Origin of the sequence: Nocardia sp. NPDC060259, assembly GCF_042728775.1 — a bacterium.
Taxonomy (GTDB): domain Bacteria; phylum Actinomycetota; class Actinomycetes; order Mycobacteriales; family Mycobacteriaceae; genus Nocardia.
This window is the reverse complement of the sequence record NZ_JBHXAY010000162.1, coordinates 1-10,537: the sequence shown is the minus strand read 5'-3', so window position 1 is coordinate 10,537 and position 10,537 is coordinate 1. Positions and strand designations below refer to the sequence as shown.

The following is a 10,537-nucleotide window of genomic DNA, read 5'->3' as shown; positions in this document are numbered from 1 at the left end:
TTTTCTTTTGTGGGTTTGTTTTTTTTATAACACCCCCGGCACTTCGCTTGTGGTTTTGTGGGGGCGGCGGGGGGGGCCCCGCCGCCCCCCGCGCGGGGGCGCGCCGGGGCGCGCGCCCCCCGGCGATGACGGGAGTGATCAGTCCTTGGTCAGCCGGGTCTCGGTCTGATCCGCGGACTCCTCGACGGGGGCGTCGGTCGCGGCGGTGGTCTCCTCGGCCGCCTGCTCCTCGGCACGCACCTCACGGATCGCCTGACGCAGCCAGGTGGTCACGACCTCCTCGGCGATCTCCAGGTCGACGGTGGTGTCGTCGAGGTCTACGACGGTGCCGTACAGGCCCGACGTGGTGATGACCTGGTCACCGACCTTCAGACCCTCCTGCATGCTCGAGACCTTCTCGGCCTCCCGCTTCTGTTTGCGGATACCGAAGAACATCGGCACGAGCAGGGCGAGGATCAGCAGCGGAAACAGGAAGTCCATCGTCGAAGTCAGTCCCTAGTCAGTGGTGGACGTGCAAGTACGCCTGACAGTCTGCCAGTTCCCGGCGGCGGCGACACACCGGACACCGACGCGCGGGCGAAAACGGCCCCGGTCCGCGGTGACGCGAACCGGGGCCGGGCAGTGCGCAGCGGCCGCTCAGGCGCGGCCGTAGGTGTAGTCGTCGAGGGGGAAGGTGACCGCCTCGCGGTGTGCGTTGGCGGTGCTGGTCGGGCGCAGCAGCGCCGCCTCACCGTGCTGGTTGAAGTAGTAGCTGCGCGCGGTGGCGCAGTCGCCGCCGTAGAAGACCGAGCTGCCCAGCTTGCCGGTGACCCGGTCCAGGAACTCGGCGTTGGCCCGCTCGGTGACCTCGAAGGTCCGCTCCCCGCGCCGGAACAGCTCGGTGAACAGCCTGCCCATGTGCTTCATCTGGGCCTCGATGGTGGTGAAGTAGGACAGCCCGCTGTAGGAGTAGGGGCTGTTGAGGCTCAGGAAGTTGGGGAACTTCGGCACGGTGATGCCCTCGTAGGCCTGGAAACGGTTGTCGCGCCAGAACTTTCCGAGATTCACCCCGTCGCGGCCGACGATCTCGATGGCCGGGAAGTTCACGTCCCACAGGTTGAAGCCGGTGGCCAGCAGCAGGGTGTCGATCTCGGTCTTGTGCCCGTCGGCGGTGACGATGCCGTCGGGTTCGACGTGGTCGATCGAGTTCGTCTCCAGCCGCACGTGCGGTGCGTTGAACGTCCTGAAGTACTGGTTGGAGAAGGTCGGGCGCTTGCAGCCGAAGTCGTAGTGCGGGGTGAGCTTGGCCCTGGTCTCCTTGTCGCGCACCTGCGCGAACAGATGCGCCTTGGCCAGCGCGGCGGCCGCCTTGTTCAGCGGTTTGGCCTGCGCGTAGTGCAGCACGCCGACGACCATCAGCGCCTCGAGCATGCCCGTGTTGACCAGCCGGGCCGCCTTCTGGGTGAGCGGCACCTTGGCGAACATCTCCTGCACGACGCCGGGAATCGGGGCGTCGACCTTGGGCACCACCCAGATGGGCGTGCGCTGGAAGACGGTCAGCGCGTCGACCTGCTTGGCCACCTCGGGCACGAGCTGGACCGCGGTGGCGCCGGTGCCGATGATGGCGGCCTTGCGACCGGTCAGGTCGTAGTCGGCGTCCCAGTCGGTGGTGTGGATGATCTTGCCCGCGAAGGACTCGATGCCGGGGAACGGCGGGGTATAGGGCTGGGACAGGAAGCCCGTCGCCGCGAGCAGGTAGCGCGCCGTGACGGTCTCCCCGCCGGCGATCGAGACCACCCACTGCTGGTTGTCCTCGTCCCAGCGGGCGCCGTCGACGACGGTGCCGAACCGCATCCGCCTGCGCAGGTCGTACTTGTCGGCGACGTGCTCGGCGTACTTCTTGAGCTCGGCGCCGGGGGCGAACAGCCGGGTCCAGTGCGGATTCGGCTCGAAGGAATAGGAGTAGGTGACCGAGGCGATGTCGACCGCCAGACCGGGATACCGGTTCACATGCCAGGTACCGCCGAGGTCGTCCTCGCGCTCCAGGATCACGAAATCACGCAGTCCGAGCCGGTCGAGCTCGATGCCGGCGCCCATACCGCCGAATCCTGCCCCGACCACGACCGCGTCCAACTGAGGTGCCACGCCGAACCTCCACATAAATCAGGTGTCTGTTACAGAATGACACATCATTCCGTCGGCGGCGATGGGGGTGGTGGTGGCGAGCCTCGCGCACGGCATCCGAACGCCGGATCCGGCGCTGACGGCGGTGTACAGTCACGCGGTACGGCGGCTGTTCATCGACGGCGTCCGAGTTGCCGCGCGATGACGAAAACCCGTGGGATAGAAGGGCGATCCTGACACAATGACGGCTGTGACGCCCGACGACGTGAGCCGCACCCACTTCGCCATGCCGACCCTGGGCCATCGCGGTTACCACGCGGAAGAGGTCGACGCGTTCCTGGAACTGGTCTCGGCCACCCTCGACGGACAGGGCGTCCTCACCGCCGACGACATCCGTCACGTGCACTTCGGCGCACCGCGTTTCGGCGGCCGCGGCTATCAGGCCGATCAGGTCGACGACTTCCTCGACCGGGTCAGGACCGAACTCGAATACCGCCAGAAGGGCGGCGCCCCGGTGCCCGCGGCCCGGCTCGGCGACGATGTCGCCGACATGCTCACCCCCGACGACGTGCACCGCATGCGGTTCAGCCAGTCGGCGGTCGGCAGGCGCGGCTACCACGAGGAAGAGGTCGACGCGTTCCTCGATCTGGTCGCGGCGACGCTGGCCCACAACGGTCCGGGCAGCCTGACCTCGGAAGACGTGCGCGGCGTCCGGTTCACCGACACCAGGCTCGGCACCCGCGGCTACTCCCGCGAGGAAGTGGACGCGTTCATCGACCTGGTGATCACCGCCCTCGAGCACGCCGAGGGCAGGCACTAGGCAGCTCAGCCCTGGATGCTGTGCAGTTCGGCTTCGCGCAGGTCGTCGGGGAAGACGTAGCGGCGGAACGCCCAGAAGCGGAACGCCATCGCCAGCAGCACGCCCAGGATCTGCCCGGACACGAAGTTCGCGACCGCCTGCACCACCGGATCCACGTGCGGCACACGCAGATTCAGCACGTACAACGAGATCGCCTGCGGAATCATGGTGACGCCGATGCCCAGGGCGCTGATCGTGAAGAACAGCGCGGCCTCGTGACTGCGCTGCCTGCCGCCGCGGGTGCGGAAGGACCATTCGCGATTGAGGATGTAGGAGGCGATGGTCGCGATCAGCGCACCGAGCAACCGCGCGGTCAGCGGCTTGTCGCCGAGCACGGTCAGCTTCACCGCGTACACGACACCGGTGTCGATGAACCACGTGATCCCGCCGACCACCGCGAACTTGAGGAGCTCCCGATGCTTCAGGAGCAGGGAACGCAACGGCTCGGGGAGGCGCTGCACCACCGCATGGACTGCCACAGGGCCGACAGTAGACGACGATCCGGCACCGTGCCCGCCCGGTATCGACGGGCTCAGTCGAGCAGATCCATGCTCGGGTGTGGTTCGCGGCCACGCACTTCGATGGCGCCGATGACCAGATCCGGCGGCGGCACCAGCCCGAGATGCTCCCACGCGGCGGCGGTGGCGACCCGGCCGCGGGGCGTGCGGGCGACCAGTCCGGCGCGCACCAGGAACGGTTCGCACACCTCTTCCACGGTGGCCGCTTCCTCGCCGACGGCGACCGCGAGCGTGGACACACCCACCGGTCCTCCGCCGAAACCGCGCACCAGCGCGCCGAGGACGGCACGGTCGAGCCGGTCGAGGCCGAGCGCGTCGACGTCGTAGACCTCGAGTGCGGCCATCGCGATCGGATGGGTGATCACGCCGTCGGCCCTGACCTCGGCGAAGTCGCGCACGCGGCGCAGCAGGCGGTTGGCGATGCGGGGCGTGCCGCGTGAGCGTCCGGCCACCTCGGCGGCGGCGTCGTGGTCGATCTGCACGCCAAGGATGCGGGCCGAGCGCTGCAGGATCCGCAGCAGTTCGCCGGGTTCGTAGAAGTCCATGTGGCCGGTGAAGCCGAAGCGGTCGCGCAGCGGGCCGGTGAGCGCGCCCGACCGGGTGGTCGCGCCGACCAGGGTGAAGGGGGCGATGTCGAGCGGGATCGAGGTGGCGCCCGGGCCCTTGCCGACCACCACGTCGACGCGGAAGTCCTCCATCGCCAGGTACAGCATTTCCTCGGCGGGGCGGGCCATCCGGTGGATCTCGTCGATGAACAGCACATCGCCTTCGACCAGGTTCGACAGCATCGCGGCGAGGTCGCCAGCGCGTTCCAGGGCGGGGCCCGAGGTGATGCGCAGGGCGGTGCCGAGTTCGGCGGCGATGATCATCGCCATGCTGGTCTTGCCGAGGCCGGGCGGGCCCGACAGCAGGACGTGGTCGGGGGTGGCGCCGCGCTGTTTGGCGCCGCGCAACACCAGGGCGAGCTGTTCGCGGACCCGGGGCTGGCCGATGAAGTCGTCGAGCGAGGTGGGGCGCAGGCCGGTCTCGGCTTCGCCGTCGGAGTGCAGATACCGCGCGGTGAGCGCGGATTCGTCGGTCTCGAAGTCGTCGGTCTCGAAGTCGTCCATGACCTACCTGTTCTTGCCGAGCAGGCCGAGAGCGGCGCGCAGCGCAACGGAGGTGGTGGCGGCGGGCTGGTCGGCCAGCACGGTGTCGACGGCCTGTTCGGCCTGTTTGGCGGGGAAACCGAGACCGATGAGCGCTTCGGCGACCTGCTCGCGTACCGGCGTGACGGGGACCTGCGCGCCGGGCGGGCCCGCGGGCACCGGCACCAGGTTCACCTTGTCGCGCAGCTCGACGACCATGCGTTCGGCGCCGCGCTTGCCGATGCCGGGGACCCTGGTCAGCGCCGCGACATTGCTCTCGGCCAGCGCTTTTCGCAGCGCCTCGGGCTCGAGCACGGCCAGCACGGCCATCGCCAGGCGCGGGCCGACGCCGGAGACGGTCTGCAGCAGGCCGAACAGGTCGCGGGCCTCGGTGTCGGCGAAGCCGAACAGCGTCATCGAGTCCTCGCGCACGATCATCGCCGTGTACAAGCGGGCTTCCTCCCCGCGGCTGAGCCCGGCCAGCGTCGCCGGCGTGACATTGAGCCGGTACCCGACCCCCGCGGCTTCGATCACCACATGGTCGAGCGCGATCTCGAGTACCTCGCCGCGTACCGACGCGATCACCCGCGCACCACCTTCCGTTGTTCGGCCAGCCGTTGTTCGTAGCGGCGGCGGACCTCGTCCGCCTGTGCCTGCGCGGCCGCCATCCGGTCCATCAGCGGCGCCCGCCAACAATGACAGATCGCCAGGGCGAGCGCGTCGGCGGCGTCGGCCGGTTTCGGGGCGACCCGCAACCCGAGGATCCGGGTCACCATGGCGGTGACCTGCGCCTTGTCGGCGGTGCCGTTGCCGGTGACGGCGGCCTTCACCTCACTGGGCGTATGGAAAGCGACCTTGATCCCGCGCCGCGCCGCGGCCAGCGCGATCACGCCACCGGCCTGCGCGGTCCCCATCGCGGTTCGCACGTTGTGCTGGGCGAAGACTCGTTCGATGGCGACGGCCTCGGGACGGTGCGTATCCATCCACTCCTCGGCGGCGTCGGCGACCGCCATCAGCCGCAGCGCCAGCTCCGCCTCCGGCGGTGTCCGCACCACCCCGACATCGAGCGCGACGACCTTACGCCCCGGCCCACTGTCCACCATGCTGAGCCCGCACCGGGTGAGCCCGGGATCGACGCCCATCACCCGCACCGGCAGCCCCTTCGAAGAAACGAACAGTTGTTCGAAAGTCTAGAGCATTCCGCCGCGGCCACCGACCAGCGACACGAGCCCCGAGCGCGCGCCACGACAGCCGCCGGTCGGGGTGTCCTCGTCGAGAACCTTGCCGCCACGCGGGATTCCGCAGCTCAGGCTAGGTCAGTGCCGCGAGGAACACCGTGAGCGCCCGGTCGTCGAACAGGACGAACCGCACCTGCTCCACCGCGGTCTCGGCGGATCGCACGGTGTCGACGGCGATGCGGGCGCCGTCGTCCATCGGCCAGCCGAAGATGCCGGTGGAGATCGCGGGGAAGGCCACCGTGCGGGCGCCCAGTTCGTCTGCCACGCGCAGGGATTCGCGGTAGCAGGAGGCGAGCAGGTCCGAGCGGTCCTCGGTCGCCGACCACACCGGGCCGACGGTGTGGATCACCCAGCGGGCGGGCAGCCGTCCCGCGGTCGTCGCCACCGCCTGACCGGTCGCCAGGCCCTTCCCGTAGCGCGAGGCGCGCAGGTCACGGCACGCGGACAGGATCTCGGGCCCACCCCTGCGGTGGATCGCGCCGTCGACGCCGCCACCGCCGAGCAGCGAGGAGTTGGCGGCATTGACCACCGCGTCGACCTGCTGTTCGGTGATGTCCCCGCGCACCGCCTCGATTCGTGTCACAGGTCCATTGTGCTGGCCGCGCCGAGCACGACACCACCGGATATCGCGGCGTACCGTCGACACCGTCGCCGATCGTCGCTCCACCCGAGTCGAGGAGAACCGCGCATGCCCACACCCACCGGCGAGGTCCTGCCGACATCCGACGGCCGGGATCTGGTGATCACCCGCTCCTTGGGTCTGCCGATCGAGGAGGTCTGGGCACGGCTGACCGATCCGCACCTGACCGTGGCCTGGTACGGCGCCTGGGAGGGCGACGCGGGCACCGGCAACACCATCAGCGTGCAGATGCGGTTCGAGGAGGGCGAGCCGTGGACCGGGATGAACATCGACGACTGCACGCCGCCGATCCACCTCGGCCTCTCCGCCACCGACCAGATCGGGGTGTGGCGGCTGGAGGTGACACTGCTCGACACCGGAGCGGCCACCGAGGTGCGGCTGGTCCACCACCTCACCTCGGAGTACCAGCTGGCCGAGATCCCGCAGATCGGTCCGGGCTGGGAGTACTACGCGGACATGTTCGTCGCCGCCTGCACACACACCGAGCGACCGGTCTTCGCCGACTACTACCCGGCCATGGCCGGCTACTACCAGCAGCGCGTGTCCTAGCCCAAACGCGAACCGCCCCAGCCGATGTCACGGCCGGGGCGGTTGCGAGGTAGTGCCTGAGCTACTCGTCGTCGAGCTCGGCGGCGACCTCGTCGGAGATGTCGACGTTGGTGTAGACGTTCTGCACGTCGTCGCTGTCCTCGAGCGCGTCGACCAGCTTGAGCACCTTGCGGGCGCCCTCGGCGTCGACCGCGACCGACACCGACGCCTGGAAGCCGGACTCGGCGGAGTCGTAGTCGATACCCGCGGCCTGCAGTGCGCTGCGCACGGCGATCAGATCGCCGGGCTCGCTGATGATCTCGAAGGACTCACCAAGGTCGTTGACCTCTTCGGCGCCGGCGTCGAGGACGTGCTCGAGGATGTCGTCCTCGGACAGGCCGTTCTTGTCGAGGGTCACCACGCCCTTGCGGCCGAACAGGTACGCCACCGAACCCGGGTCGGCCATGTTGCCGCCGTTGCGGGTCATGGCCACGCGGACCTCGCCCGCGGCGCGGTTGCGGTTGTCGGTGAGGCACTCGATCAGCACGGCGACACCGTTGGGGCCGTAACCCTCGTACATGATCGTCTGCCAGTCGGCGCCGCCGGCTTCCTCGCCGCCGCCGCGCTTGCGGGCGCGCTCGATGTTGTCGTTGGGGACCGACGACTTCTTCGCCTTCTGGATGGCGTCGTACAGCGTCGGATTGCCCGCAGGGTCACTACCACCAGTGCGGGCCGCCACCTCGATGTTCTTGATCAGCTTGGCGAAGAGTTTGCCGCGCTTGGCGTCGATTCCCGCCTTCTTGTGCTTGGTGGTGGCCCATTTGGAGTGGCCGCTCATGCCCTACTTCCTTCAGGTCGGTTGCGCGTCTGCCCGGGCGGACAAGCTCGATCCAGCCTACTCGGACCGCGCACGACCGTGGACGCGGGCGTTCACCGAGCCTTGCGCACCAGGTCCACGAACAGCTCGTGCACCCGCAGATCGCCGGTGACCTCGGGGTGGAACGAGGTCGCCACGACATTGCCCTGCCGGGCGGCGACGATGCGGCCCTGCGCCGGTCCGTGCGGCACGCGCGCCAGCACCTCGACGCCGTCACCGACCCGCTCGACCCACGGCGCGCGGATGAACACGGCCCGCACCGGTGTGTCGAGGCCGGTGAAGTCGAGGTCGGTCTCGAAGGAGTCGACCTGGCGGCCGAAGGCGTTGCGCCGCACCGTCATATCGATGCCGGACAGGTGCTGGGCGTCGGCCCTGGTGTCGAGCACCTCCGAGGCAAGCAGGATCATGCCCGCGCAGGAACCGAAGGCCGGCATCCCGTCGCGCAGTCGCGCGCGCAGCGGTTCGAGCAACTCGAAGGCCACCAGCAGCTTGGAGATGGCGGTCGACTCGCCGCCGGGCAGCACAAGCCCGTCGACGGCGGCGAGCTCGGATTCGCGGCGCACCAGCACCGCCTCGGCGCCACAGTGTTCCAGCGCGGCAACATGTTCGCGCACGTCACCCTGGAGCGCGAGGACGCCGATGGTCGGCCGGGCGGCAGCGGAGAATGCGTTCACAGGCGCTGAGCTTACGAGCCGCGCCGATGTGCGCCCGCTCACGGTCGCCGTCAAGGTTGCGTCAACGCCGGGTGCATTCGCGCCGGACGGGTCGACACTCACAAGGGTGATTGCACTTCTGCCGCGCAGGAGCTCCGGACCTGCGCCGATCGTCGCGCACCGCCGCGGGCTCACCGTCTCGACCGGGCTGGCCGGTCTGTCCCTGGACGCGATGGCGTCGGTCTCCTACGGCCCCGAGGCGATCGTGCTGGTGCTGGCCACCGCGGGCGGTCTCGGTCTCGGCATGACTCTGCCGGTGACGCTGGCCATCGCCGCGCTGCTCGCGGTCCTCATCGCCTCCTACCGGCAGGTCATCGCGGCGTTCCCGAACGGTGGCGGCGCCTACGCGGTGGCCAAGCGCCATCTCGGGCACCGCACCAGCCTGCTGGCTGCGGCGTCGCTGATCGTCGACTACGTGCTCAATGTGGCCGTCTCCATCGCCGCCGGTGTCGCCGCGCTGACCTCGGCGTTTCCCGGGCTGCACGAGTACACGGTGGGGATCTGCCTGGCGGTGCTGGTCGGCATCACCGCGTTGAACCTGCTCGGCATCACCGAGAGTGCCCGCGCGTTCATGATTCCGACGGTGGTATTCGTGGCGGGCATCTTCGTGGTGATCATCGGCGGGCTGCTGCGGACGGAACCGGCGGCCGTCACGGCGGGAACGGCCGCGGTGAGCGACATCCACACCGTCGGGGTCCTGCTGTTGCTCAAGGCGTTCTCCAGCGGCTGCGCGGCGCTGACCGGTGTGGAGGCGATCGCCAACGCGGTGCCGAGCTTCCAGGAACCCCGCGTGCGGCGCGCGCAGCGGGCCGAGGTCGCGCTGGGACTGCTGCTCGGCACGATGCTGATCGGGCTGGCCGTGCTGATCGAGAAGTTCTCGCTGCAGCCGATCGAGGGCACCACGGTGCTCTCCCAGCTCACCGAAGCCGCGCTCGGTCACGGTGTCGGCTACTACATCGTGCAGTTCGCGACGGTCGTACTGCTGGCGCTGGCCGCGAACACCTCCTACGGCGGCCTGCCGACGCTGACCCGGCTGCTCGCCGACGACAACTGCCTGCCGCACCGGTTCGCCGTCGCCACCCCGCGCCAGGTCTACCGCTACGGCGTGCTGACGCTCGGCGTGAGCGCCGGAGTGCTGTTGGTGGCGGCCGCGGGCAACATGAACGCGCTCGTCCCGCTGTTCGCGATCGGCGTATTCGTCGGGTTCACCATCGCCCAGACCGGCATGGTCCGGCACTGGTGGCAGACCCGTGGCGAGGGCTGGCGATGGCGGATCGCGCTCAACGGCTTCGGTGCGGTGCTGACGTTCGTCGCCGCCGTCGTCACCACCGCGATGAAGTTCACCGAGGGCGCCTGGCTGATCGTGCTCGTCCTGCCTGCCCTCATGGTCGGAATGGAGCGAATCCGCAACGCCTACACCAAGATCGGGCATTCCCGCGGTACTGCCGGTGTGCTGCCCGCGCAGCCGCGCCCGACGGGCACCGCCATCATCGTGCCGATCGCCGAGGTGTGCGAACTCAGCCGGGAGGCGTTGTCGGCGGCCATGTCGATCGGTGACGACGTCACCGCGATACACGTCTGTCTGCCGGGCGAGTCGACGGCGGCGTTCGCCAAAGCCTGGGAGGCGTGGCATCCCGAGGTGCGCCTGGTCATGCTCGAGGACAGTGACGCGACCGTCGGCGGCCCTGTGGCCGCCTATGTCCGTGAGCATTTCGCCGGGCGGCGCAAGGTCGTGGTGATCGCCGAGGTCGATCCGCCCTCGGGCTGGGAGCGCGTCCTGCCCAGCCACCGCAGCGACGAACTCGAACGCGTCCTGCGCAAGATGACCGACACGGTGGTGTGTCATCTGCGCGTGCAGGTGAGCTGAGAACCCGGCCGACGGCCGAGGAATACCGGACCGGTGCGGCGGCCACCCGCACCGGTCCGGCGCACCG

The 10,537-nt window shown here is 69.4% G+C and carries 12 protein-coding genes; 3 read left to right on the top strand and 9 right to left on the bottom strand.

Translation table 11 applies throughout. From position 1 onward, the window contains the following. Positions 1-138: 138 nt before the first annotated feature. Both yajC and ACFWF2_RS32455 read right to left on the bottom strand, forming a co-directional pair. A complete protein-coding gene (gene yajC, locus ACFWF2_RS32460) occupies positions 139-480 on the bottom strand; it encodes a preprotein translocase subunit YajC (protein WP_189023805.1) in 342 nt (113 codons plus the stop codon). 156 nt (positions 481-636) lie between these two features. Next, entirely contained in the window at positions 637-2,124 is a 1,488-nt protein-coding gene (locus tag ACFWF2_RS32455; protein ID WP_379311301.1) for a flavin-containing monooxygenase, read from the bottom strand. Between the two features lie 220 nt (positions 2,125-2,344). Here ACFWF2_RS32455 and ACFWF2_RS32450 point away from each other — a divergent pair, with 220 nt between their 5' ends. Next, complete coding sequence (locus ACFWF2_RS32450) at positions 2,345-2,923, top strand: DivIVA domain-containing protein (RefSeq protein ID WP_379311300.1); 579 nt, start codon at positions 2,345-2,347, stop codon at positions 2,921-2,923. Positions 2,924-2,928: 5 nt separating this feature from the next. Here the strand turns inward: ACFWF2_RS32450 and ACFWF2_RS32445 are convergent, their stop codons facing one another. From ACFWF2_RS32445 to ACFWF2_RS32425, 5 genes are all read right to left on the bottom strand, one after another. Continuing rightward, a complete protein-coding gene (locus ACFWF2_RS32445) occupies positions 2,929-3,441 on the bottom strand; it encodes a GtrA family protein (protein WP_379311299.1) in 513 nt (170 codons plus the stop codon). A gap of 53 nt (positions 3,442-3,494) precedes the next feature. Next, a complete protein-coding gene (ruvB, locus tag ACFWF2_RS32440; RefSeq protein WP_379311298.1) occupies positions 3,495-4,589 on the bottom strand; it encodes a Holliday junction branch migration DNA helicase RuvB in 1,095 nt (364 codons plus the stop codon). Positions 4,590-4,592: 3 nt separating this feature from the next. Further along, positions 4,593-5,192, bottom strand: a complete 600-nt coding sequence (gene ruvA, locus ACFWF2_RS32435; RefSeq protein WP_379032241.1) for a Holliday junction branch migration protein RuvA — start codon at positions 5,190-5,192, stop codon at positions 4,593-4,595. After that, complete coding sequence (ruvC, locus tag ACFWF2_RS32430; protein WP_218721171.1) at positions 5,189-5,758, bottom strand: crossover junction endodeoxyribonuclease RuvC; 570 nt, start codon at positions 5,756-5,758, stop codon at positions 5,189-5,191. The genes ruvA and ruvC overlap by 4 nt, the downstream gene beginning before the upstream one ends. A gap of 160 nt (positions 5,759-5,918) precedes the next feature. Beyond that, complete coding sequence (locus tag ACFWF2_RS32425; protein ID WP_379311297.1) at positions 5,919-6,428, bottom strand: O-acetyl-ADP-ribose deacetylase; 510 nt, start codon at positions 6,426-6,428, stop codon at positions 5,919-5,921. 105 nt (positions 6,429-6,533) lie between these two features. Here ACFWF2_RS32425 and ACFWF2_RS32420 point away from each other — a divergent pair, with 105 nt between their 5' ends. Next, positions 6,534-7,034: an SRPBCC domain-containing protein gene (locus ACFWF2_RS32420; RefSeq protein WP_379311296.1), complete on the top strand. Its 501-nt coding sequence runs from the start codon at positions 6,534-6,536 to the stop codon at positions 7,032-7,034. A gap of 61 nt (positions 7,035-7,095) precedes the next feature. Here ACFWF2_RS32420 and ACFWF2_RS32415 read toward each other — a convergent pair whose 3' ends face one another. Continuing rightward, positions 7,096-7,851 carry a YebC/PmpR family DNA-binding transcriptional regulator gene (locus ACFWF2_RS32415; RefSeq protein ID WP_357344921.1) on the bottom strand — a complete coding sequence of 252 codons (756 nt, stop codon included), beginning with the start codon at positions 7,849-7,851 and terminating at the stop codon, positions 7,096-7,098. A 92-nt stretch (positions 7,852-7,943) separates the two neighbouring features. After that, positions 7,944-8,564 (bottom strand): pyridoxal 5'-phosphate synthase glutaminase subunit PdxT, encoded by a 621-nt coding sequence (gene pdxT / locus ACFWF2_RS32410; RefSeq protein WP_379311295.1) that lies wholly within the window; start codon positions 8,562-8,564, stop codon positions 7,944-7,946. A 211-nt stretch (positions 8,565-8,775) separates the two neighbouring features. Between pdxT and ACFWF2_RS32405 the strand changes: the two genes are divergently transcribed. Beyond that, a complete protein-coding gene (locus tag ACFWF2_RS32405) occupies positions 8,776-10,470 on the top strand; it encodes an APC family permease (RefSeq protein WP_379311302.1) in 1,695 nt (564 codons plus the stop codon). Positions 10,471-10,537 lie beyond the last annotated feature (67 nt).

Bases quoted from the DNA above. Each gene is read 5' to 3' on its own strand.
- yajC (WP_189023805.1), bottom strand. From the start codon at position 480: ATGGACTTCCTGTTTCCGCTGCTGATCCTCGCCCTGCTCGTGCCGATG.
- ACFWF2_RS32450 (WP_379311300.1), top strand. From the start codon at position 2,345: ATGACGGCTGTGACGCCCGACGACGTGAGCCGCACCCACTTCGCCATG.
- ruvB (WP_379311298.1), bottom strand. From the start codon at position 4,589: ATGGACGACTTCGAGACCGACGACTTCGAGACCGACGAATCCGCGCTC.
- ACFWF2_RS32420 (WP_379311296.1), top strand. From the start codon at position 6,534: ATGCCCACACCCACCGGCGAGGTCCTGCCGACATCCGACGGCCGGGAT.
- ACFWF2_RS32415 (WP_357344921.1), bottom strand. From the start codon at position 7,851: ATGAGCGGCCACTCCAAATGGGCCACCACCAAGCACAAGAAGGCGGGA.
- ACFWF2_RS32405 (WP_379311302.1), top strand. From the start codon at position 8,776: ATGGCGTCGGTCTCCTACGGCCCCGAGGCGATCGTGCTGGTGCTGGCC.